Genomic DNA, 23,902 nt, shown 5'->3' on the forward strand with positions numbered 1-23,902 from the left:
GAATTTTTCATCTTTATTAGCGCAGTGATTGGAATGATTCCATGACAGGAAAAAATAAAGCGGCAAAAAAAAATACTGGAAATAGTATAGCGTTAAATCGTAAAGCTCGTTTTGAATTTTCTGTTGAGGAAGAGTTTGAAGCTGGCATTGTGCTAACGGGGACTGAAGTTAAGTCGCTACGTGCGGGCAAGGCTCAGATAATGGATGCCTATGCTGGTGAAAAAAATGGTGAGATATGGTTATTTAACTCATATATCGCTGAATATTCCGGTGGGAATCGTTTTAATCATGAGCCACGTAGACCACGTAAGTTGCTACTGCATAAAAAACAGATACGCAAACTACTTGGTAAACTTAAGGTTAAAGGAGTTACATTGGTGCCAATGTCTCTCTACCTTAATAGTCGTGGTTTAATTAAAATAAAATTGGCACTAGCGACGGGTAAAAAACAATATGAAAAACGTGATGCTATAAAACAACGTGATTGGCAGCGCGATAAAGCAAGAATTATAAGAAATAAAAACGGGTAATTATAGGTATTTATATGTTAGAAGCTATTACAGATTTTTGGAAACCAGTAAAAAAGAATCCTCTCCCAGAAAAACTTAAACTGACTGATATGCAGATAGGTAGTGTAATAGGGTTTGGGTATGTTCCACAATCTGAGCTAAGTGGAAAGAAGATAAAGGTAAAGACTATTAATAGTTACCGTTTCGGCGATGATACCTTAACATCTTTCGTTTTGGATAGCCAAAAAGGTAATATTATTTCTATTATAATAGCGGAAGCTCAAGGTGAGCAGTATTTGGCCATATCGCATAAAATATCTGAGGAAAATAAAAACAAGCTGTTTGATAAAGTGGCGATAGATAAAATAATTAGTGATAGTGAGGAAAGTAAATTTTCCTGTAATAACAATATAGAAGAGTTAAAAGGTTGGCTTGTATCTGACTATAAACGTGAAATACAGGGTATGAAAGGGCATATCTATAACGCTGATTTTAGAAAAGGGCGTGATAACTCGGTGCCAGGTAAAGAATTTGAGTATACTTTGCTGGGTAGTAGCAGTAATGAACACGCCATAGAAATTGAGAAATATAAAGATGGTAAAATTGATATTTACGCTACCATATATCGTAGAACTTCCGATATAGCTGAAGTGGTGCATGAGGCAGATAAGCACTATGAAACAAGTGATTCAGATCTTAATTTAATTGTAAAGAATGATATTAGTAATGATGTTGAGGGTGGTAAGAAAATTGAGGATAATAAAGAAGATAATTTAGATATTATTAAGGAAAAAGTTGCTGTTAATGATTTGGTTGAAGAGGAAATAGTAGCTAGTGAAATAAAACCTAATTCGTTAGTTAATGTTGAAAAAAAGATAGACGAAGATATAAAAGAAGAGAAGATTAATAATAATGAAGACAATAATAAGATAATAACAAAAAATAACAACGAGGAGAAAAGTAATATGACAACCGTTCTTAGCAAAGAAGAAGTGAAGCCATCACTAACAAATGGTCAGGTAAGCCCTAGCTTTTCAAGTAGTAATAGTAATGAAAAAACAAAGGAACTTGTAAAAGAAAATAGAGTTATCTCTTCTGATGGTGGTGATTCGGTTGAATGTGAGTTACGTGTGGCTAATCAGATAATAGATGAAGCGATTCGTAATGAAATGCGTCTTTCAGATGTTGTTCGGCGTATAATAGAGCTTCCTGTCTCTCATCAGGAATCTGTGCATCTTCCAATAGCTCTGGCTGATGAGGATTACGCTCTGCTTGCTATACGTTATGGAATACCAGCTTCCAACCGTAACGCGATTAAGTCACGTATCGTTCAGGAACTTGGAGATTTTTCTGGTAGTAACAAAAAAGCCTAGTTATTTATCCTCTGTCTCTGCTGGAATATTTTTTATCCTGTAAGTCGCAAAGATGTACGGGTTATAGATAGTTCTTCGTCTATACTCTTGTTCTACTTCGCTATGACTTATAGAGTCGTGTCTTATGGAATGGTTGGTTTGGTATATTTTGTTCTTATAACAGTTCCAAATTTCTTCCGGTCATTTACTGATACTCTTCTAGCTTATCAGTTATGTCAGTAAAACCATCTCTTGTGGTTGCCGTATCTTCTATATCCTCGGTTCTTTCCTCAATTGGTTCAGGATTATTAGTGGTAGTATTAGAGTATATAGCGGATGGTTCTTGTGGAATTAACTCAACACCAGCTGCTATTTGCTGTGTTCTAAGCAATATATCCCTAGCTACGGGAGCCGCCGCCGCTGAGCCACCACCACCATGTTCAATTACAACGCTACAAGCGAATTTTGGCTTATCAATAGGAGCGAATCCAACAAAAAGAGCGTGATGTCTTGATTCCCAGTCTATTAAATTTTGGTCTTGCCCACGCTTAGTAATTTTACGAACTTGCGCGGTACCTGTTTTGCCAGCCATCTTAAAACGAGGATCAATAATACGTTTATAGTAAGCTGTTCCTCTGCGATCATTATTTACTGAGATCATTGCCTTTCTATTTAATTCAAGTAAATCTTCGCTAACATTCATAGCAGGAAATACAGGGTTCTCTTGTCCTTCATCTACAAAAAGACGTGGCTCTACCTTCATACCGCTGGCCATACGCGCTACCATCACCATAAGTTGTAGAGGAGTCGCTAAAGAATAACCCTGTCCAATAGCGTAATTTATAGTATCACCACCACTCCACCTTTGATTATGTGCCTTTTTTTTCCAGTGTGGAGTTGGAACATTACCATCTTTTTCTCCTACTAATCCAATATTATGCAATTCTCCAAGCCCAAAGCGGTGTGCCATATCAACAATTTTTTCAACACCAAGCTTTTGCGCTACAGTATAGAAAAAAGTATCGCATGATTGCTGTATCGCCTCATGATAGTTAACTGTTCCATGACCACCTACCTTCCAGCAATTAAAACGATGCCTGCCTAAAAAGAAATGACCGGGACAGTATACAGTGCTGTATGAGTTTATTATACCAGCTTCTAAAGCCGCAAGCCCAACAATCATCTTGAATGTAGAAGCAGGAGGATATTGACCAGCGATAGACTTATTAAGCAAAGGAGATTTTTTATTACTGGTAAGCTGTTTCCAATACTCGTTACTTATACCTGAACTAAATATATTGGGATCAAAGGCAGGCATAGAAAGCATAGTAAGTATATTGCCAGTATCTATATCCATTACTAAAACACTCGCGCTTTCATCCTTTATCAATTCAGCGGCATATTCTTGTAGATCTTTATCAATAGTAAGAGATATATTGTCACCGGCTATACTTTCGGTTTTACTTATTTCTCGGACTGGCATTCCATGAACATTAACTTCTAGCTGTCTGATACCAGCCTTACCACGTAATCTATCTTCAAGCATTTTTTCCACGCCATTCTTACCGATTTTGAAGTCTGGCAATCTAAGCAAAGGAAGGTCATTCTCTGATAACTCATTTTTATTTACCGCACTTACATAGCCAAGAAGGTGAGCTGCTTTTTCAAATAAAGGGTAATAACGTATCTGCCCTATATCAATCATTACACCAGTTAGTTCCATTATATTAAGCTCAATTAATGACACTTCATCCCACTCCAGACTAGATTTAACTAGGATAGGAGGAGCGATGCTAGATACTTTTATTCCTTCAATTTCTTCTATTTTTTTATCTGCTATTTCAATTAATTTCTTAAGCTTTTCTATAGTATACTTAAGTGTGTCCTGACTTATGGCGCTGTAATCAATAAATAGCCGGTAATTAATGTTGGTAATGGCCATTGGTTTGCCATTTCTATCTAATATTTTACCTCTAGGCGGAGCTATAAGCTGCAATTTTATACGGTTATTTTCTGATAAGGTAGCGTATTTTTCAGCATTGATGAATTGCAGATAGTAAAGTCGTGCCGCAAGAGCGGAAAAAGCTGCAAGCTGAACACCACCTAAAAATATGGAACGTCTTGTAAAGACAAGTTGCTTTTCACTCTTCCTAGCCATTAATCAGAACTCTGCGTTTTTGATTAATACTTTTTGTCAATCCATCAAATAATTTATGAAAAATAGGATAAAAACATATTGTAATGAGAACTTGCAGAATAACTGGTAATATAGCGCTAATATAGTTTCCTGAAAATGACATTATTACCCATTTTATCGCGGAAATTATTATTAATAAAATAGCGAAATATCCCCAAATACCAATGAAACTATTATCCCCGATTGACCTTCTATTGTTGCTATAAATTATTGTGACAAATATAATATATAGTAACGATGATATACCAATTAAGTTTCCAATCATAGCGTCATGCAGTAAACCAATAACGAAAATAAAAGTAAAAGGAATATATCTATTCTTATAACGTTCCCAATAAAAAATTGAAATCAGTGGAAAAAGAGGAGTTATATAATTCGCTCCCCATAATGGAATAGGAGTGACTGATATTAATAATAGTAGCAAAGTAATAAATGAAGGCACCAAAAACAGTATAAACAAATTTAAGCGTTTTACGAGTTTGTTCATTATAACCTAAATTAAAGCGAGTTTTCAATAATACTCACATATTCTATATTAGCGCCGTTTATAAATGGTTGAACCACTATCTTATTTTTTCTAATTTCAGTGATTACACCAACTGCTATTCCATACGGAAATATACCACCATCACCAGAAGTTATAATACGTTCACCAACTTTCAATTTACTATCAGTAGATATATAGGATAATGTGGGAAGCTTGCTATTGTTGCCTACCATTATTGATTTCTCACGACTTGATTCTCCCATAACTGGGACACGTGAGTTAATATCATCAATCAGCAATATACGAGAATTATTATCCGCGACCTCTATAGTACGACCAACAAGACCGGCTTCACTTATAACAGCTAAATTTTTCTTTATTCCCTGATTGTCACCACCTTCAATAAGAGCGGAGCGAACATAAGGACCACTAGTATCGGTAACAATCCTAGCGGTTATATAGTTGTTTTTATCATCTGGAAGAGCGTTCATTAACATACGAAGATTATGATTTTCCGCTTCCAGATTTTTGGCTAATGTTTGCCATTGCAACAGCTGTGAATTAGCGTTTTTAAGATAAATATTCTCAGCGCGTAAATTCACCATTTCACTCATCCATATACCAATATTAGAGATACTGCTAGCTGGCTTGCTTATAACCGATATAACAGGAGATAAAACATCAATAATTGCCGACCGAAAACGTAATACAGAAGGGTTCTCAGCCTTATTCATGGTTATAAGAACAAGAGATGCTACCATCAACAAAGCAAGCGAAAACCTAACCGATCCCCTAGAGGTGGCTACAGCCGCTATGTTGCTATTACGACCTTTCTTAATTGACATTTTTAATGTTTTTCAATTGGTTAAATGATAAAAATAATATACAGAACAAACTATTATAGAATATATTTTTACGATATAATTCTACTATCGCAACTTAATTCTTATATAACTATAAAATATTTTTCTGAATATTCAGTTAATAGGCTTAAGGCTATGCTATATGCTAGCGATTAGCGGCTGGAATCCATAATATATCAGCTTTTCCATTATTGTTACTAGCTCTGGCTAGTACAAAAAGCAGATCAGAAAGACGATTAAGGTATTTTATTACTTCATTATTTATCGTTTCAACTTTAGATAATTCACAAGAAATTCGCTCAGCCCTCCTTACAACACATCGTGCCATGTGTAAATAGGCCGCCGCTTGGCCTCCAGCCGGTAACACAAAAGAAGTAAGAGGTGATATATTAGCGTTAATACTATCTATTTCATGTTCCAGACGCTCTGTTTGTGACGGTGCTATCCGCAAAGCCTTATCATTATTGTTGTTATGTGGAGTAGAAAGATCTGCGCCTAAATCAAAAAGATCATTTTGCACCATAAAAAGGTTTTTGTCGTATTTTTCATCTATATAAAGCCTTGCCATCCCGATTGATGAATTGGCCTCATCAACAGTACCATAAGCTTTTACACGTAAGTCAAATTTCGCGCGCCTAGAACCATCGGCTAAACCTGTTTGTCCATCATCACCGGTTTTTGTATATATTTTATTTATTTTAACCATATAAAGCCTATCTCATAAGATAGATAATTACTACAAGAAGCAACACCAAGCCCTGCAACGATACACGAGCTGTCATCAATTTATTTCCATATTTACGGTTAAGTTTTCCGCCGCTACCCATCATAAATATCCCAGAAATTAATACGATAAAAACCGCAAAAACAAGGATAGCTAACAATAAATTCATAAACATGATAATTAACTAGCCTTCAAATAACTAAAAGATGTCCTGTTACGAGGTCAGACAGTAGATATAAACTAAATATAATTACTACTAAACATTCTTATATGCTACTGGCAGACCAGTGTTTTTATCAATCGCAAGGCTACCATCCTCAAAAGCTGCCGCCATGTAACGACCAACACCGCTCTTAATGAAAAGAACCGGTTTTACCTGTTTACCATTTATCTTACGTAGTGCTGTTACCTTCCCACGTGACTCAGGATTATTCTTACTTGCTTTTCCACTCATATCTTATACCCTTCAATAAGTATTATAAATAACGTAAGCCATTATATTTTTTATGATTTTATAATAATTACAATGCCAAGTTCATAAAAAATTAGCTATTTTCTAATAAATTCAGTGCGTGATTCTAGTAATATAGAGTAAACAAGCAAGTGTTTTTATTATAAAACTCATTATATTATGCTATAATGGGCTTTCATTTAATGGTTTTTTCAAAAAATACATCTAATATGCTGAAAATAAAGAATATATATATCTTAATCCCATCAATTGTAATAATATTCATGGGAGTTTCGCTATATCTATTGAATAAAAAAACAGATAGCGGAACTTTTAACAATGAAAATGAAATAGCTTTTGAATCTATTGATAAATCAAATGATTATGATGATTATATAAGCTATGGTGTGTCGGCAAACTATCTTTCAAGTCGTTTTTTGCGTTCAAAAGGAGACATAGAAGGAGCTATTAAAGCCTTAAATCAAGTTTATTTTTATGACAAAAATAATATATCCATAGCCAATCAGTTAATGGGATTATACTTATTAAATGGTGAGATTAAACAAGCTATAAAAATTGCTTATCATATATATAAATATGACGATAAAAACACCATTGCCTCTCTATTAATCGCTTTAGAAGAAATAAACAAAAATAACCCGCAAAAAGCTGAGAAGATTTTAAGTAACAGCTTTAGTGAGGAAAAAGAACAATTATGGCTTCCTTTAATATATGCGTGGCTAGATGTTGAGCAGAATAAATTAAAAAAACCTCTGACTATTGATAACCTTAGCGCCAGCGCGAAAAAAGTTTTATCAATAGTAAATTACCATCTGGCTCTTATTAATAGCAGTGCTGGTTTTAACACAGAAGCTACTGAAAATTTTATAAAATCTGTTAACGAAACTTCAAGGCCAGCGGATAGAGTTATAAAAGTTCTTATCAATTTTTATGATAACAATCATGATAAGAAGCTGAAAAAAATTGTAGATTTTTATAAGAAAAAATATCCTAATCTCGCCGAACAAAAAATAAAACCAATAAAAAATATGCGTGATGGCGTGGCGGAAGTAATGCTCACTATGGGTTCGGTAATGCTCGCCGCCAATATTGTTGATGATTCTATTTTATATCTTCGTATAGCGACATATCTGAAACCTGATATGGATATAGCTACCGTTTTATTGTCTCAGTCATACAGTAAATCACAGCAATATGAAATTTCAAATAAACTGCTTTCCAAAATACAAAAGGACAGTCCGTTATATGTGGAATCACAGCTATACATAGCTATAAATTTTAGAAAACAAGATAAAGATAATCTTGCGCTTGAGCATATCAATGGCTTTCTCGAGTCATATCCTGATAATATTGACGCTTATATAGCGAAAGGTGATCTATTGCGTGGAAAAGAAAATTTTGCTGACGCTATAGATTCCTATAAAAAAGCTATTATTTTATCAGGTAATGACAGCAATAATTGGTCATTGTTATTTTCTATAGCCACCTCATACGATAAGTTAGGAAAATGGTATGATGCTGAAAGAAATCTTAAGTTGGCTCTTAAAATAAATCCTGAGCAGCCGGACGTTCTTAATTATCTTGGTTATAGTCTGTTAATGCGTAATGAGAAATTAAAAGACGCTAAAAATCTTATTCATAAAGCTGTATTAAAACGTCCTAATGATCCACAGATTTTAGACAGCATGGGCTGGGCTTTATACATGCTTGGTGATTATAAAAACTCTATTACCTATCTTGAAAAAGCTATCAATATTATGCCAGCGGACAAAACTATAAATGAACATTTGGGAGATGTTTATTGGCGGCTTAATCGTAAGATAGAAGCTCGCTTCCAATGGGATAGAAGTCTTGTATATAGTGAGGATGAAGTAAATAACAAAAATATTATTGAAAAAATCAAGAATGGATTGCCAGAAAGTAATCCATCAGCGGACTCTATAGCTGAAAAAAAGAAGGTTACTGCCGCTAATACGGTGATAATTAAATAATAAACCTCTGTAGTAATTATGGTTACCTCAAATAGTATTTTCGCTCCGGCTAAAGTTAATTTATCATTGAAAATTGTTGGAAAAAGAGAGGACAACTATCATTTACTAAAAAGTATAGTGGTATTTGTTAATTATGGTGATGAGCTTTTATTTGAGGACAGCGATAATTTAAGCCTTAATATAATAGGAGAATTTAGAGATAAATTATTAAAGTTTCCAATTGAGAATAACCTTGTAATAAAATCCGCTAAAGCATTACAGAAATATACAAAAAAACCTGTAGGAGCAAAAATTACTCTAATCAAAAATTTACCGATAGCGTCAGGAATAGGAGGGGGGTCAGCCAATGCGGCAGCCACAATCAGAGCTTTGTCTGACCTATGGAAAATTAATATTGATAAAAGCTCTCTATTAAAAATAGCGTTAGAGTTAGGTAGTGATGTGCCTATATGCTATTACAGAAAAGCTTGTTTGATGGAAGGTATTGGAGAAAAAATTAGTTTTTTGCAACTGAAAGAAAAAATATATATAGTGTTGATAACACCTGATATTTCTGTATCAACCGCTGAGATATTTGGTAACATAAACAAAAGTATGTATGGTCAGTTCCCTGATAAACAAAATTATACGGATATTATTGAACCAGAATTATTAATAGATGAAAAGTTATATGGTAATGTTCTACAGCAAGTCACTATCGCTAAATTCCCTATTATTGGCGATATAATAGAAAGCATATCAAAAACTACAGGATGCTTTCTTTCTCGTATGTCAGGAAGTGGCGCTACATGTTTTGGTTTATACAAAAATAAACAAAACGCTGATAACGCCGCCTTAGAACTAAAGAGAAAATACAGCGGCTCTTGGTGTGTCAGCGCGTCAATCCAAGAATAACTATAAATTTAGGGTATGGTTCACAGTACCACATCGCTATTTTAGCAAAAAGATCGTCAGGTTACACCTATAAAATCTCAAAAAATAGTGTTTCTAAATATACAATCTAGCATAGATCAGAATATTTATAACAAAAGCAATATGTCTATCACTCACCTGCCATATTGATACATCTTGAGCTGCTGTTCCTGATGCCATTTGTTAATTTGCTCTATACGCCAACGCAGACCAGCGTCTACCATAACATAAATATTATCAACTAGATATTTTATCCCATAAGCATTCGGATGATAATTATCCCCTAAAGTAAATCTTTCATTCCCCTCAATGCCTTTGAGCATATACGGATATACTGGCGTACTTTCTGAAATAAATTTCATCAATTTTTTTAAAAGTTTAACATACAACTCACTACGATATGCTGAAGGTTTAGCATTAACTCCTATCAATATAACATATATACCTTTTTTCTTGATCTGTTTTATAAGATTCAACATATTATATTTATATTCATTAATATTATAATTACGCTCTATATCAGTCTGCCCAATCTGCAATATAATGACATCAGGGGCTTTTCCCATTATGCCATCTATTTCTTGTAATGCTGTAAGCAAAGTTACTTTGTTTTCACCAACCGCTTCAACATTAACGTTAAATCCAACTGTTCTTAGTTTCCGTTCCAACTGTACGGCAAAAGAATTTTCTGGTCTTACATAATTACCAACGGTGAGTTCATCACCATATATTACTACTTTCAAAGCTCCGGGATTCGCGACATTATAGGTTGATAATTGCGCTGAACCATTACTAGCGTAAAACATCACGACAACAGTGATAAAATATATAGTTATGCGGTTTATTATGTACATTAATCTCATAAATCAATCATAAAAATAGATAAGACTATAGCACATTATATTATAATATAGCTTATACTTCAATTAGATGTTTACTTATTTATTCCCATAGCATGCCTCATAAACATCTTTTTTAATATCGGCATTTTCCCTATAGTAAGTAACCCAAATCTACGAACAAGTTTTATAGGTAAAATATTGTTAGAAAAAGATTTATTTAATATATCAGTAATAGCTATCATTGAGCTATTATCAAAAATCCTTCTATTTTCATAGATTTTAAGAATATCACAATCACCAATATCACCACCTATTAATATCTGTTCTTTGATAAGATTAGATAATTCTTGTACATCACGAAATCCTACATTAACTCCTTGACCAGCTATAGGATGAATCCCATGAGCGGCATCTCCAATAACGACACATCTATTTGCTATATATGATTTAGCGTGTGAGGCAGAAAGTGGATAAGAGAAGCGATTGCCAACATTTTTTATACTTCCTAAATATTTACCGACCCGCTCAGATATTTCAGTTATAAATTCATCATTATCCAGTTTTATATAGCAATTCACTCTGTCACTAGGCTCTACCCAGACTAAAGAAGAGAAGTTACCTTGCATGGGAAGTACGGCAAATGGACCAACTGGGAAAAATTTTTCTTGAGCAAGACCGTGATGAGGTAACTCATGTTCAATAGTACACACAATAGCCGTTTGCTTATAATCAGATGTATAATATTTTATTCCTAATGATTTCGCTGTTTTTGAATTTCTACCATCGGCTACTACCAATAGTTTAGCGTTTAATACTGAATTACCTGTGCCATATATAACTGCTTCACTTTTATGATTATCAGCCTTATCAATTATAAAATTCTCAATTATTTCTATATTGTCATATGTTCTTAAAGACTCATATAAACCATGTCTTATATAATTATTTTCAACTATAAACCCAAACGGCTCTGTAGATACTTCCGCATGATCATAATGTATAAAATATGGGCTATCACCATCGGTTACTATAATATCTAATATCGGCTCAGCGTATTTTGTGATATTACTCCAAACCCCAATATCATCTAATATAAGCTTAGAGCCAAGAGCTATAGCGCTTACTCTTCCATCTGCCTCTGGTCTATTATTAAATTTTATATTATTTTTTTCTAATATAGCTATCTTTAATCCATAGCGAGCAAGAGAAATCGCTATGCTCATGCCAATAAGGCCAGCTCCAACCACTACTATGTCATAATTTTTAGCCATGACTAATATATATAATAGGAATTATATATCTGTATAGTGTTAATTATACTGAGAAATTAAGGACTGATTTAGCATAACCGCTATACGAGAGTCACGCTCCTTAAGAGCGGCAAGTTCCGTTTTGCTCATAATACTCTGTAGTGATATATTTATGAACTCAAAAAATATCACAACTATATTATCAAGATGCTTCTGTATCTTATCAACAATCTCATTAGTAATCCTATAGGCTATGCTGCTAGTTTTACGATATAACAAACGAACATTTCTATGATACTCACTCAACGACATAAATATTCTACGAAGAGCTGATTCTATACGTTTCTTGCTAAATTTACTGGCACTTCTGTTTTTTTGACTTTCCGCTATTAATAAAAACTCCTCAGCCAGAACATCAGATGAATCTGCTATTTCGTTAACCAACGGTTCAACAAGTTCCAGATGCTTTGCCGGATTACTAGTTCTAGAATCCTCAACGGTTAGCAATAACTCATCAGCGTAATCGTATAAAGAGCTTATGTCGTCATATTTGGATTTATAATCATCCATACTATATTCTTTAGTATTTATAGTAACCATATAAATATCCTAAGTTAGGTCTCACCTACTATGTTTGTTCAATAAACTTAACACTAATGATAAACTGTTAATAGGCTTCCGTGTATTACATTTTTATGACAATTTATTGGTATAACAGTAAGATATATAGTAAAATATGTCATAATTATTATGACAATAAAAAAAGCCCAACTAAAATATAGTCGGACTTTTTTGTTAATAAACAGCATGTTAGCTTGTTTCGACCTAAGCGGCTACTCTATCATCCTTAGAGCTACGAGAAGATGACCTAGAACTACTGTTGCCGGAAGCCCCAGACATTTTTATATCTCCGGTCAGCTCACCACCACGCTCAATTTCAATTTCCCCATAAGAGATAGTGCCACGCACTATACCAGTTGAGTAAATAACTAAGCGACCACGAACTACGAGTTCTCCCTCAAACAAACCGCTTATTTCAGCATCCTCAATTTGTGCCGCCCCTTTGAAAGAACCACATTCAGCTATCTCAACCGTATGAACATCATTAAGGGTAGCGTCAACTTTACCTTCTATCACTAAGCGATCGCAGGTAGCGATTTCACCTTTAAGCAAAATATCATTGCCAACAGTTAGTACTCTCTTACTTCCACCAGACTTTGCTCCAAGCATAGAAGAGGACTTAGCAGAATCACTTTTGCTATTATTAGATGTTGATGCTAGTGGCGCAGCAGGCGAAGCGGCCGGGCGGAAGGAGCTAGCGGTTGGTGGTGGCGAAGCCGGACGAGCGGTTGGCTGAGGAGCCGCTTGCTGCGTGCTGCTACTTCCGGAAGACGAACCCCCGGTAGAAGAGTTGCTAGAAAAGTTAGAAGATGTTGTAGATTCTTTTTCATCCTGAGAGTTTTTCATATTTTCATCCTGTATTTGGTTTTGGTCACTGTCGGCATCAAATAAGCCTTCTTCTTTACGGCGGAACATGTGGTTATTCTCCTAATAATACTTCATGTTATTTTGCATTTAATAAACAGAAAAAGCCGCTAATAGAGTTTCATCTAGTTTTATCAAAAACAATAATTCTTTTATTAGCGAATTATTTCATGCAGACTATAAGAATTTTTTTTATGAAGCTACAAAAAATTACAATTTTTACACAGTTATTTTTATCTCAATTTTTTTCGTTTAAAAAATACATCACTTGCAAGCTTTCTAAATACAGGATTTGTAAGAATTATATTAAGTAAAAAATTTGGCGCGAAGTTTTCATAAGCGAATCGCATGCTTTGTTTAAGGTAAAATTTTGGATAAATCTTCGCCATAATTTTTTCTGGATTATCCCCGTTTTTATGCAGGTAATAAGCTATACTATTACCAAGAACTTTTCCGTAATGCATAGCGGTATGAATTCCACCAGCGGTAAGTGGAGAGACAATTCCAGCGGAGTCTCCTAGTAATATTACGTTACCACGCGCAAATGGAGAAACCAGTCCACCAACCGGTATACGTCCACCACGCCGAGCGACAATTTCCGTTCCATCAAAATCAATTATATTTTTCATTCTTTTAGTAAATTGTTTAATGTCCGGCTGCTTCGGCATACGACAAGCAAGTCCCACTTGCGTAATACCAACACTAGGAATTACCCATCCCAAATAACCATAGGCTGATTGTTGATCTAAAAAACAATAAAAACTATTTTCTGGTAAATCCAACCCTTTATATTCGGCTTCCGCGCCAAGCAAAAATTTTGTGTTTTTACCAAGAGAAAAATCCTCCGCTACTTTAGAACGTGGACCATCAGCGCCAATTAAAAACTTACAGAAAAAACTTCCGTTATTTACTTCTATCTCATCATTTTTATGAGCAGCGTTTTCATATGGCGTATCATATAAAATAGTAGCTCCAGCCTTTTCAGCCTCGTCAGATAAATATTTCATTAAGGCAGGGGTGTCGGTGGTCAGAAAGAAATAATCGTCAGTGGTAAGGTCAATATGTTTAAGGTTCGGAGCGAAAAGTTTTACGTCAGTTATTTTGCGGATTACCTCATCTGGTAAAGAAAATTCCTCAGCGCACTCACCAACGATAATACCGGTAGTGTGCATACCTTGACCAGCGACTTTTTTGCGCTCTAATAAGGTAACGGAAATACCATTTTCTGCCAAGACTTTAGCGCATATCAGCCCACCAAAGCCACCACCGGCTATTACTACGTCAGTTTTTATAGTCATGCCCAAAAACTACGCCGATACTTTCTGATAAATCTCTCCGCCACCTTCTTTGAATTTTTCTGCCATTTCCTGCATAGCTTCTTCTCCCTCTACCTCATTGAGGGAGAGGGTAGGGGTGAGGGTGTTTACAATAGTTTCCGCGACACCTTCAAGATTATTCAGAACATCATTGTTCCAGAAGCGCAAAACTTTCCAGCCATTCTGCTCTAACATCTCGCTACGTTCTTTATCTTCTTTCATCTTCTCAGGCGCGGCATGTTGCCCACCATCCAGCTCAATAGCAAGTTTATATTTGGTAGAGGCAAAATCCAATATCACGCCACTTTCAGGATGTTGGCGACGGAATTTCACGCCAAGCAACTGTCTGTCACGTAATAGCGACCATAAAAGCTTCTCGGTATCAGTAGCACTCTTACGGAGTTCACGCGAGCGTGCGATTAACCATTCCTTCTGTTCTCTTATGAAGCTATCTTTCCTCCTCACCCAACCCTCTCCTCCAGTGGAGGAGAGGACTTTATCAGAGTCTTGATTTTTAACAAACTCTCTTACATCCTGACTAATTTTCATACTACAAAATTTAGGACCACACATAGAGCAAAAATGCGCTACCTTAGCGCCATCAGCAGGCAAGGTCTCATCATGGAAGTCTTTAGCGGTTTCAGGATCTAAAGATAGATTAAATTGATCTTGCCAGCGGAAATCAAAACGGGATTGTGACAACGCGTCATCACGCATGTAAGCCGATGGATGACCTTTAGCGAGATCGGCGGCGTGCGCCGCTATTTTATAGGTTATTACACCCGTTTTTACGTCATCTCTATCTGGCAAACCAAGATGTTCTTTTGGAGTGACATAACAAAGCATTGCTGTACCAAACCAACCAATCATCGCCGCCCCTATACCACTGGTTATATGATCATATCCGGGCGCTATATCGGTGGTGAGTGGTCCAAGCGTATAAAATGGTGCTTCATGACACAACTCAAGCTGTTTATCCATATTTTCTTTAATCAAGTGCATTGGCACATGACCCGGTCCTTCTATCATTACCTGACAGTCATGCTCCCAGGCGATCTTAGTAAGCTCACCAAGAGTTTTTAGTTCAGCAAACTGCGCTTCATCATTAGCGTCATGGATAGAACCCGGACGAAGCCCATCACCCAGTGAGAAACTCACGTCATAGGCACGCATGATTTCACAAATATCCTCAAAATGAGTATAAAGAAAACTTTCCTTATGATGACTCATGCACCATTTCGCCATGATGCTGCCACCACGTGATACTATACCAGTCTTACGACTTTCGGTCATTGGTATAAACGGCAAGCGTACACCGGCATGGATAGTAAAATAATCAACCCCTTGCTCACACTGCTCAATTAAAGTGTCACGATAAACTTCCCAGTTAAGTTCTTCCGCGATACCACCAACTTTTTCTAGCGCTTGATAAATCGGTACCGTTCCAATCGGCACAGGGGAGTTACGGATAATCCATTCACGGATGTTATGGATATTTTTTCCGGTAGATAAATCCATAACATTATCCGCACCCCAGCGTATTGCCCATACCATTTTTTCTACTTCCTCAGCAACAGAGGAGGTAACAGCAGAGTTGCCGATATTAGCATTAATTTTTACCTTGAAATTACGCCCGATAATCATCGGTTCCGCTTCTGGATGGTTTATATTAGAAGGAATTATCGCCCGACCAGCGGCTATTTCTTGCCTTACAAATTCAGGAGTTATAAACTCTGGTATTTTCGCGCCAAATCCTTCACCACGCTGGTATGGTTTTTTTCCGTCATCGCGAGCGAAGCGTGGCGATCCATTCTGGATTGCCGCGTCGCCTTCGGCTCCTCGCAATGACAATCTTCCCTCATTCTCACGGGTGGCGATATATTCCATTTCCTTCGTAATGATACCAGCTCGGGCATATGTAAGTTGTGTAACGGATTTACCGGATTTTGCTCTAATAGGTGTTCTGTTCACATTGGGGAATTCTTCAACTGCTGCCCCTGACGCTGAGCCTATTAAACCGTTATCCTCTGGCCTCACGTCACGCCCGATATATTCTTCCGCGTCACCACGTTCTTTTATCCATTGCGCACGCAGTTTTGGCAGTCCTTCATAAATGTCAATTTTAGCGTTTGGATCGCTATACGCACCGGAAGTGTCGTAAACAGTCACCGACTCCTTACCGTCTTTTATCATTATTTCACGCATTGCCACACCATCAACATAAACTTTACGGGAGGAGGGCAGGGAACCTGTAGTCACGGAGAATTTTTCGTTTGTTTTCATAATTGGAATCTTTTTGTTTAATGGTTTTACAAATACATAAGGAAAATAAACAACTCTATAGCTATTTACCAGCTAATTTTATAAGAAATAAATTCTTTGACTCTGTTTATCGTCATGATTATAGTATGTCCGTAAACATAAAGTTACAAAAAGGACATAGTTATGGGTATACAGGAAGACTTTTTGGATGACAAAATCACACTTGAGGAAATTGAGCCACTGTTACAGCCGGGTTGTAAATTTGAGCATAAGACAGAGAGAAAACAGACCATAGAAGCTGGAAAACCAATCCAGCACTGGAAGCGCAGATGTACACGTATTGTGGATTGTGATGATTCCGCAAATAACAGGGATTGGTTCTGCCGCGAATGGGAAAAGACAGACGATTACTAATTTATATCGCTTTCGGTGAAGATTTTTTATAGTAGTTTTTGTTGTTGATTGTTTACGCGAAGCCGACCATTCATCTTCACCGGAAAAGTCTCAAGTAGAACAAAATGCTCTCATGCGGATAATGGTGAATAAGTTATTCGAAGAACTTGGTGCTGAACAACCAGATTTCTTAAAAGACAAGGATAGAGAGAAAACCATATAACCAATACTGTCTTGCCTACCGAGCAATGCTCAAACAATGAATATTAGACATTAATTAATAATAGATTTTACCTTATCTATAGCCTGTTCTAATTTACTTACGTCTGCGCCACCACCTTGTGCCATTTCTGGTCTGCCACCGCCACCTTTGCCGCCGAGTTCGGCAACTGCCGACTGCACCAATGTTACTGCGCTTATTTTAGCTGATGTTTCCTTTTCTACTGCCACCACTACCGAAACTTTACCCTCAACCATTGTGGAAACCACGGCGATTTGTGCTTGCTTGATAAATCCTTCAGCAACGGAGCGTAACTCCTTAGGATCTAAACCATCAAAATTTTTAGCTATGAAACTATAATTTCCAACCTGTTCCGATTTTGCTTCCATTCCGCCACTGCCACCACCTAAGGCTAGCTGTTTTTTAGCGTCGGCTAATTCTTTCTCCAGTTTTTTGCGTTCCGCGCTTAATTGCTCAACACGTGTTGGCACTTCTGAGATAGCGACCTTCAGTGAGCCAGCCAATTCCCGTAGAGTATTTTCCTGCTCGCTTAAATATTTGAACGCATTATCATGAGTTACTGCCTCAATACGGCGTATACCAGCGGCTACCGCTCCTTCAGATACTATCTTAAATAAACCAATATCACCGGTGGCGTGAACATGGGTTCCTCCACAAAGTTCTACTGAGTAATTATCTTCACCCATAGAAAGTACCCGTACCTCATCACCATATTTTTCACCGAATAACGCCATAGCGCCAGCGTTTATAGCTTCATCCGGTGTCATCACTTTGGTGGATACAGGTGTATTCTGCCAGATAATCTTATTTACGCGCTTTTCAACTTCTGCTATTTCCGCACGCGAGACCGGTTTATTGTGGCTAATATCAAAACGAAGACCTTCCTCATGCACTAAAGAACCTTTTTGCGTTACATGTTCTCCCAACACATCACGTAAAGCCTTGTGCAATAAATGGGTTGCCGAGTGATTGGCACGTATAGAGTTACGATAAGTAGAGTTTATAGCGGCAAAAACCTTATCTCCAACATGAATATTCCCTGAGATAATAGCGCATTGGTGAACATGCATGTCTGAAATTGGCTTTACGGTATTTCCAACTTCTATCACTAATCCAGAGTCATTACGCATAACCCCCTGATCACCAATCTGCCCGCCGGACTCACCATAAAACGGGGTGTGATTGAGTATAATAGACACTTTATCACCAGAATTCGCGCTTTGAACTTCTATGCCATCTTTAACAATAGCAAGAATTTCCGCTTCCGCGCTATCTTGTTCATAACCAAGAAATTCTGTCGCGCCCAATTTTTCTTTAATCTCAAACCATAAGTTACCAACAGATTTCTCTCCCGATCCGCTCCATGCGGCACGTGCCATCTCTCGCTGTTTATCCATAGCTTTATCAAAGCCATCAACATCCACCTCCAAACCACGATTACGCAAAATATCCTGCGTTAAATCTAGAGGAAATCCATAAGTGTCATAAAGCTTAAAAGCCGAGTCTCCGGCTAGTTTTTGTCCTTTAGATAGAGCTTCTGTTTCCTCATCAAGCAATTTAAGCCCGCGCTCTAATGTTTGCTTAAAACGTTCTTCCTCAGCTTTTAGGTTTTCGCTGATAGTTGCTTCCGCTCTTTTTAACTCAGGATAGTGCTCACCCATCTCACTAATAAGGGTAGGAACCAGCTTATACATCAAAGGTTCTTTACATCCAAGCTGATGGGCATGGCGCATGGCACGACGCATTATCCGACGCAACACATAACCACGTCCCTCGTTACTAGGCAGCACGCCATCAGCGATAAGGAAGCATGACGAACGGAGATGATCCGCTATAACCCGATGGGAGGTTTCGTGATTCGTATTTTGAGATTCGTGTTTGGAAGCATTTATTATATTTTTGAACAAATCAATATCATAATTATCATGCACGCCCTGAACAACAGCGGAAATACGCTCTAATCCCATGCCCGTATCTATGGATGGCTTAGGTAAATCCACACGACTTCCATCTGCCATTTGCTCATATTGCATGAACACCAGATTCCAAATCTCTATATAACGATCACCATCTTCATTAGCTGTTCCAGGAAGTCCGCCCTCTATATGCTCACCATGGTCGTAGAATATTTCAGAACAAGGACCGCAAGGACCAGTATCACCCATTGACCAGAAATTATCATTAGTCGCTATCTTAATTATTTTGCTATCAGGAAATCCTGTAACTTTCTTCCAAATATTAAACGCCTCATCATCAATGTGGTAAACCGTTATATATAGCTTATCCTTGCTCAAACCAAAATCTTTGGTTAGTAAATCCCAAGCTAGATTTATAGCGTCATCCTTAAAATAATCACCAAAAGAAAAATTACCCAGCATCTCAAAAAACGTATGATGACGAGCAGTGTAACCAACATTATCAAGGTCATTATGCTTTCCACCGGCACGCACGCATTTCTGTGAGGAAGTGGCACGGCTAAACGCTAGCTTCTCAGCGCCAGTAAACACATTCTTGAATTGATTCATGCCAGCGTTGGCAAACATAAGAGTAGGGTCATTATGAGGTACCAGCGAACCAGAAGGACATATCTCATGTCCATTACGCTTAAAAAAGTCAAGAAAGCAGGAGCGTATATCAGATACGGTTTTCATAAGATAATAGTTCCATAATAAAAGGGGCTAAGCAGCGTCTTCAGTCTCACGTTCAGTTTCATCACCCTTCATTACATCCGAGATTACACCGGCGCTTTGTCGTATCTTCAACTCAATATCATCAGCGACCTTTGGATTATCCCTAAGGAACTGCTTTACATTCTCACGACCTTGTCCAATTCTCTGATCGTTATAGGAGAACCATGAACCAGATTTCTCAATTATCCCAGCCTTTACTCCTAAATCTATAAGCTCACCGGTTTTTGAGATACCCTCTCCATACATAATGTCAAACTCAATAACTCTAAAAGGAGGAGCTACTTTGTTTTTAACGACTTTCACCTTAGTTTGGTTTCCGGTGATTTCCTCTTTATCTTTAACAGCTCCTATACGTCTTATATCAAGGCGAACGGAGGCATAAAATTTAAGCGCGTTACCCCCAGTTGTTGTTTCAGGACTTCCAAACATTACCCCAATTTTCTGACGAATTTGGTTGATAAATATAACAGTGCAATGAGTACGAGATATAGAGCCGGTAAGTTTACGCAAAGCCTGACTCATAAGGCGGGCCTGCAGCCCCATATGCGAATCTCCCATCTCACCATCAAGCTCGGCTTTTGGCACTAAAGCGGCTACAGAATCCACCACCACCACATCAACAGCGCCACTGCGTACTAAAGTATCAGCTATCTCCAAAGCTTGTTCACCGGTATCAGGTTGCGATATAAGAAGTTCATCTATATTCACGCCTAGTTTTTTAGCGTAAATAGGATCAAGAGCGTGCTCAGCGTCAACAAACGCGCATACACCGCCTTTTTTCTGCGCTTCCGCTGCTATATGCAGGGTGAGGGTAGTTTTACCAGAGCTTTCTGGTCCAAATATCTCAATAATACGTCCGCGTGGCACACCACCAATGCCAAGTGCTATATCAAGCCCTAAAGAACCAGTAGAAATAGCCTCTATAGCTTCTGTTTTATTATCACCTAGCTTCATTATAGAGCCTTTACCAAAAGTTTTCTCAATTTGGCTTAGCGCTGTCTCTAAGGCTTTATTCTTATCCATCTTATTCCTCAAATCTAAAAATGTTAGTGAATTAATATCTAGGCTAATTTACACGCTTTATTACACTGTGCAAATAATAATTGTATGAATATTAATATGTATAGTTATTTGTAATAACTAATAAGATAAGTTTTGGCAAAAATGACATAAATCTTTATTTGGTATCAGGGTTTTTTATAGGAATCGTAAAGCTAAATACCGCTCCAGTATTCTCTTTAACATTATCAACCCATATTTCGCCACCATGAGCGTTAACAATTCCTCGGCATATAGCAAGACCAAGACTGCCATCACTGCTGGTTCCACTATAAAATTTATCAAAAATTTTCTCTTTATCTTTTTCTTTTATCCCTTTTCCATTATCATGCACGCTGATTTTAATATTTTCCTTATCCGTTGACGCGGCAATAGTCACGGTAGTTCCTTTTTCGGTATGCATCGCAGCGTTTTCAAGCAAATTTATAAGAACTTGTTCAATTAAAAGACCGTCAATATGGAGTAAAGGAAGACCATTTTCAATATCGGTAATGACCTTATGGTCTGACATTTTCTGCTCAACTCGCATAAGAGCTGAACCGATAAGCTCCTCAATAAAATAAAGTTCTTTGTTAAGTTTCACTGAGCCTGATTCAAGGCTAGTAACATCAAGCAGATTTGTCACTATCTTAGCTAGTCTCGCCCCTTCCTCATGGATTACCCGAATAAGCTCCATTTTATATTCATTAGTAGCTTTTTCTCCTTCGAGAAGTAAAGCGCTCGCCGAACTGGTAATAGAAGCAAGAGGAGTTCTAAGATCATGAGATACTGATGATAACAGTATGTTTCTTAATTTCTCACTTTCAGCTTCTATGGTAGTTTTTTCTACCATTTCCGCTGATTGCGCTCTTTCTATAGCAAGTGCTATTATATTTGATAGAGCTTCTATTAACTCTATCTTATCACTAGAATAGCTTTTAATATCCTCATCATGCGGCATTAACCCAATCACTCCCATAACTCCAGCGGAAGCTACAAGAGGAACATAAAAAGAGTTAGCGCTTGGCATTGTATTAGTTCCAAGCCCAGCATTTTGCTTATGAGAAAATGTCCATCTGGCGACACTCTCCTCACGAACCGGATCAGCTCCATGTAAATCAGAATGAGTTTCGGCTATTACGGTTTGTAATTCATCTTTTTCATCAGCGAGCCATAGAAATATATTACTATCCAGAACTTCTGCCATATGTTGAGCGGCTATCTGTGCCAGAGTAACTTTTCCACGATTAGCGGTAAGTTCACGACTCATCGCGAATAAAATAGAGGTATGTTTTTCTCTCTTACGAGCTGCGATTGTCTGAATACGCAACTTTGAGGTTTGAGTGCCTATGATCATTCCAGTAAACAATAATACAGCAAAAGTGATGAAATATTTTTCATCAATCACTTTAAGAGTGTTGTAGGGTGGTATAAAAAATAAATTAAAAAATATAGCTGAAAGAAATGTCGCAAGTAAGGAAGGCATTCTCCCGTATCGTAATGAAACTCCAACAATGCCTATAAGATATAGCATTACTAAGTTTATTGGCTCTACATAGCCTCTAATTGGTAACATTAGTAATGTCCAAGTTAATATTACTAGCGCTGATATAGAATAATATTGCCATGGCGTACGCTTTTTCCAGAATGGAAATAATAAAGCTTTACGATCTTCAGAGTCCCCTGTTACCACGTATACATCTATCTCTCCGGAACCACGTATTATCTCATCGGCAAGAGTTCCAAGAATAAAGGTAAGAAGTCTTGATTTATTTGGTTTTCCAACAATTATTTTAGTTATACCATTTTCACGGGCATAAGTCAGAATATCATCTGATGCTTTGCTATGCCCCTGAACAATTTCGGTCTTAGCACCCATACGATTAGCAAGCCGCAGGGTTTTCTCGACAGATTCTTTACCCTCTTTATTAAGGCGAAAATGCCGCTCATTTTCTATATAAATAACCGTCCATTGTGACTTTAGACCACTAGACATACGTTTTGCCGCGCGCACCAATTTTGTGGAAATAGCGTCAGGACCTATACACACCAATATCCTCTCAGCTCCGCTCCAACCTTTAGCTCCTGTCCCTTGATCTTTATATACATCCATCAAAGCGTCAACCCTCTCGGCGGTTCTACGTAGAGCCATCTCCCTTAACGCTATCAGATTGCTTTTTTTGAAAAAATTTTGCGCCGCTCGTTTTTTAGCCTCTGGCGCTATATAAACCTTTCCTTCACTAAGACGCTTAAGTAATTCTTCGGAAGGTATATCAACTAGCGATATTTCATCAGCCTTATCAAAAATAATATCAGGGACGGTTTCTTTTACCCACACACCGGTTATACGAGCGACTACATCATTAAGGCTTTCAAGGTGCTGAACATTTATCGTAGTGTAAACATTTATTCCAGCATCCAACAACTCATCAACATCGTGCCAACGTTTGGGATGTCTGGAATTAGGGGCGTTAGTGTGAGCTAATTCATCAAGAAGAATAAGCTGTGGTTTGCGAGCTATCGCCGCGTCAATATCAAATTCTTTAATTAAAGTTCCTTTATATTCTATTTCCCGACAAGGAATTATCGGAAGCCCATCAAGAAGTTTTTGTGTCTCTGGTCTGCCATGCGTCTCTACTAAGCCGATTACGACATCAATTCCCTCATTTAGAGCGGTCTTACCAGATGAAAGCATGGAGTAAGTCTTACCAACGCCAGCACACGCGCCAAAAAATATTTTAAGCTTGCCACGAGTGCTTTCTTTTTGTTGCTTTTCATGCTCCTCAGCCTTTATACGGCTGAGTAGTTCATCAGGGCTGGGGCGACGTGACTCATCATTATTCATGAGCGATATATTAGCTAATTATTTCAGATAAAC

The 23,902-nt window shown here is 37.4% G+C and carries 19 protein-coding genes and 1 pseudogene; 5 read left to right on the plus strand and 15 right to left on the minus strand.

Features of this window, described 5'->3' with window-relative positions; translation table 11 throughout:
- Positions 1-41: 41 nt before the first annotated feature.
- Positions 42-530: an SsrA-binding protein SmpB gene (smpB, locus tag R3D71_05175; protein MEZ5691038.1), complete on the plus strand. Its 489-nt coding sequence runs from the start codon at positions 42-44 to the stop codon at positions 528-530.
- Positions 531-544: 14 nt separating this feature from the next.
- A complete protein-coding gene (locus tag R3D71_05180; GenBank protein MEZ5691039.1) occupies positions 545-1,882 on the plus strand; it encodes a hypothetical protein in 1,338 nt (445 codons plus the stop codon).
- Between the two features lie 184 nt (positions 1,883-2,066).
- On the opposite strand, the gene mrdA is transcribed toward R3D71_05180, so the two are convergent.
- From mrdA to R3D71_05205, 5 genes are all read right to left on the minus strand, one after another.
- Complete coding sequence (gene mrdA, locus R3D71_05185; GenBank protein ID MEZ5691040.1) at positions 2,067-4,019, minus strand: penicillin-binding protein 2; 1,953 nt, start codon at positions 4,017-4,019, stop codon at positions 2,067-2,069.
- Between the two features lie 537 nt (positions 4,020-4,556).
- Positions 4,557-5,390 carry a rod shape-determining protein MreC gene (gene mreC, locus R3D71_05190; GenBank protein MEZ5691041.1) on the minus strand — a complete coding sequence of 278 codons (834 nt, stop codon included), beginning with the start codon at positions 5,388-5,390 and terminating at the stop codon, positions 4,557-4,559.
- A gap of 163 nt (positions 5,391-5,553) precedes the next feature.
- The gene (locus tag R3D71_05195) at positions 5,554-6,114 is read right to left on the minus strand and encodes a cob(I)yrinic acid a,c-diamide adenosyltransferase (GenBank protein ID MEZ5691042.1); all 561 of its coding nucleotides are present in this window, start codon (positions 6,112-6,114) and stop codon (positions 5,554-5,556) included.
- A gap of 7 nt (positions 6,115-6,121) precedes the next feature.
- Positions 6,122-6,301 (minus strand): HIG1 domain-containing protein, encoded by a 180-nt coding sequence (locus R3D71_05200; protein MEZ5691043.1) that lies wholly within the window; start codon positions 6,299-6,301, stop codon positions 6,122-6,124.
- Between the two features lie 87 nt (positions 6,302-6,388).
- Positions 6,389-6,586 (minus strand): hypothetical protein, encoded by a 198-nt coding sequence (locus R3D71_05205; protein ID MEZ5691044.1) that lies wholly within the window; start codon positions 6,584-6,586, stop codon positions 6,389-6,391.
- A gap of 302 nt (positions 6,587-6,888) precedes the next feature.
- Between R3D71_05205 and R3D71_05210 the strand changes: the two genes are divergently transcribed.
- Positions 6,889-8,595 (plus strand): hypothetical protein, encoded by a 1,707-nt coding sequence (locus R3D71_05210; GenBank protein MEZ5691045.1) that lies wholly within the window; start codon positions 6,889-6,891, stop codon positions 8,593-8,595.
- A gap of 18 nt (positions 8,596-8,613) precedes the next feature.
- Entirely contained in the window at positions 8,614-9,489 is an 876-nt protein-coding gene (locus R3D71_05215; protein MEZ5691046.1) for a 4-(cytidine 5'-diphospho)-2-C-methyl-D-erythritol kinase, read from the plus strand.
- Positions 9,490-9,641: 152 nt separating this feature from the next.
- On the opposite strand, the gene R3D71_05220 is transcribed toward R3D71_05215, so the two are convergent.
- The 7 genes and pseudogenes from R3D71_05220 to thiC all read right to left on the minus strand — a co-directional run bounded on the left by R3D71_05220 (position 9,642) and on the right by thiC (position 16,683).
- Positions 9,642-10,370, minus strand: coding sequence for a hypothetical protein (locus R3D71_05220; protein ID MEZ5691047.1), 729 nt, complete (start codon positions 10,368-10,370; stop codon positions 9,642-9,644).
- A gap of 71 nt (positions 10,371-10,441) precedes the next feature.
- Positions 10,442-11,620 carry a UbiH/UbiF/VisC/COQ6 family ubiquinone biosynthesis hydroxylase gene (locus tag R3D71_05225; GenBank protein MEZ5691048.1) on the minus strand — a complete coding sequence of 393 codons (1,179 nt, stop codon included), beginning with the start codon at positions 11,618-11,620 and terminating at the stop codon, positions 10,442-10,444.
- 39 nt (positions 11,621-11,659) lie between these two features.
- Positions 11,660-12,199 carry a hypothetical protein gene (locus R3D71_05230; GenBank protein MEZ5691049.1) on the minus strand — a complete coding sequence of 180 codons (540 nt, stop codon included), beginning with the start codon at positions 12,197-12,199 and terminating at the stop codon, positions 11,660-11,662.
- 225 nt (positions 12,200-12,424) lie between these two features.
- The gene (locus R3D71_05235) at positions 12,425-13,135 is read right to left on the minus strand and encodes a polymer-forming cytoskeletal protein (protein MEZ5691050.1); all 711 of its coding nucleotides are present in this window, start codon (positions 13,133-13,135) and stop codon (positions 12,425-12,427) included.
- 182 nt (positions 13,136-13,317) lie between these two features.
- A complete protein-coding gene (locus R3D71_05240; protein MEZ5691051.1) occupies positions 13,318-14,382 on the minus strand; it encodes an NAD(P)/FAD-dependent oxidoreductase in 1,065 nt (354 codons plus the stop codon).
- A 9-nt stretch (positions 14,383-14,391) separates the two neighbouring features.
- A complete protein-coding gene (locus tag R3D71_05245; GenBank protein MEZ5691052.1) occupies positions 14,392-14,949 on the minus strand; it encodes an endonuclease domain-containing protein in 558 nt (185 codons plus the stop codon).
- Positions 14,923-16,683 (minus strand): annotated as a pseudogene (gene thiC / locus R3D71_05250) (phosphomethylpyrimidine synthase ThiC). The gene R3D71_05245 and the pseudogene thiC overlap by 27 nt, the downstream one beginning before the upstream one ends.
- A gap of 162 nt (positions 16,684-16,845) precedes the next feature.
- Between thiC and R3D71_05255 the strand changes: the two are divergent.
- Positions 16,846-17,076 carry a hypothetical protein gene (locus tag R3D71_05255; protein MEZ5691053.1) on the plus strand — a complete coding sequence of 77 codons (231 nt, stop codon included), beginning with the start codon at positions 16,846-16,848 and terminating at the stop codon, positions 17,074-17,076.
- 252 nt (positions 17,077-17,328) lie between these two features.
- Here the strand turns inward: R3D71_05255 and alaS are convergent, their stop codons facing one another.
- The 3 genes from alaS to R3D71_05270 all read right to left on the minus strand — a co-directional run bounded on the left by alaS (position 17,329) and on the right by R3D71_05270 (position 23,869).
- Positions 17,329-19,947: an alanine--tRNA ligase gene (alaS, locus tag R3D71_05260; protein MEZ5691054.1), complete on the minus strand. Its 2,619-nt coding sequence runs from the start codon at positions 19,945-19,947 to the stop codon at positions 17,329-17,331.
- Positions 19,948-19,974: 27 nt separating this feature from the next.
- Positions 19,975-21,009, minus strand: a complete 1,035-nt coding sequence (gene recA, locus R3D71_05265) for a recombinase RecA (protein ID MEZ5691055.1) — start codon at positions 21,007-21,009, stop codon at positions 19,975-19,977.
- 154 nt (positions 21,010-21,163) lie between these two features.
- Positions 21,164-23,869: a sensor histidine kinase KdpD gene (locus R3D71_05270; GenBank protein MEZ5691056.1), complete on the minus strand. Its 2,706-nt coding sequence runs from the start codon at positions 23,867-23,869 to the stop codon at positions 21,164-21,166.
- Between the last annotated feature and the right edge of the window lie 33 nt (positions 23,870-23,902).

The sequence above is a fragment of the Rickettsiales bacterium genome (assembly GCA_041396965.1).
GTDB lineage: Bacteria > Pseudomonadota > Alphaproteobacteria > Rickettsiales > SXRF01 > SXRF01.

What these genes read in the sequence shown, in the direction of transcription:
- R3D71_05230 (MEZ5691049.1), bottom strand. Translation starts at nt 12,199, where the DNA reads ATGGTTACTATAAATACTAAAGAATATAGTATGGATGATTATAAATCC.
- smpB (MEZ5691038.1), top strand. Translation starts at nt 42, where the DNA reads ATGACAGGAAAAAATAAAGCGGCAAAAAAAAATACTGGAAATAGTATA.
- R3D71_05215 (MEZ5691046.1), top strand. Translation starts at nt 8,614, where the DNA reads ATGGTTACCTCAAATAGTATTTTCGCTCCGGCTAAAGTTAATTTATCA.
- R3D71_05235 (MEZ5691050.1), bottom strand. Translation starts at nt 13,135, where the DNA reads ATGTTCCGCCGTAAAGAAGAAGGCTTATTTGATGCCGACAGTGACCAA.
- R3D71_05255 (MEZ5691053.1), top strand. Translation starts at nt 16,846, where the DNA reads ATGGGTATACAGGAAGACTTTTTGGATGACAAAATCACACTTGAGGAA.
- mreC (MEZ5691041.1), bottom strand. Translation starts at nt 5,390, where the DNA reads ATGTCAATTAAGAAAGGTCGTAATAGCAACATAGCGGCTGTAGCCACC.
- R3D71_05195 (MEZ5691042.1), bottom strand. Translation starts at nt 6,114, where the DNA reads ATGGTTAAAATAAATAAAATATATACAAAAACCGGTGATGATGGACAA.
- R3D71_05225 (MEZ5691048.1), bottom strand. Translation starts at nt 11,620, where the DNA reads ATGGCTAAAAATTATGACATAGTAGTGGTTGGAGCTGGCCTTATTGGC.
- R3D71_05270 (MEZ5691056.1), bottom strand. Translation starts at nt 23,869, where the DNA reads ATGAATAATGATGAGTCACGTCGCCCCAGCCCTGATGAACTACTCAGC.
- R3D71_05200 (MEZ5691043.1), bottom strand. Translation starts at nt 6,301, where the DNA reads ATGAATTTATTGTTAGCTATCCTTGTTTTTGCGGTTTTTATCGTATTA.
- recA (MEZ5691055.1), bottom strand. Translation starts at nt 21,009, where the DNA reads ATGGATAAGAATAAAGCCTTAGAGACAGCGCTAAGCCAAATTGAGAAA.
- R3D71_05205 (MEZ5691044.1), bottom strand. Translation starts at nt 6,586, where the DNA reads ATGAGTGGAAAAGCAAGTAAGAATAATCCTGAGTCACGTGGGAAGGTA.
- mrdA (MEZ5691040.1), bottom strand. Translation starts at nt 4,019, where the DNA reads ATGGCTAGGAAGAGTGAAAAGCAACTTGTCTTTACAAGACGTTCCATA.
- alaS (MEZ5691054.1), bottom strand. Translation starts at nt 19,947, where the DNA reads ATGAAAACCGTATCTGATATACGCTCCTGCTTTCTTGACTTTTTTAAG.
- R3D71_05240 (MEZ5691051.1), bottom strand. Translation starts at nt 14,382, where the DNA reads ATGACTATAAAAACTGACGTAGTAATAGCCGGTGGTGGCTTTGGTGGG.
- R3D71_05180 (MEZ5691039.1), top strand. Translation starts at nt 545, where the DNA reads ATGTTAGAAGCTATTACAGATTTTTGGAAACCAGTAAAAAAGAATCCT.
- R3D71_05245 (MEZ5691052.1), bottom strand. Translation starts at nt 14,949, where the DNA reads ATGAAAATTAGTCAGGATGTAAGAGAGTTTGTTAAAAATCAAGACTCT.
- R3D71_05220 (MEZ5691047.1), bottom strand. Translation starts at nt 10,370, where the DNA reads ATGAGATTAATGTACATAATAAACCGCATAACTATATATTTTATCACT.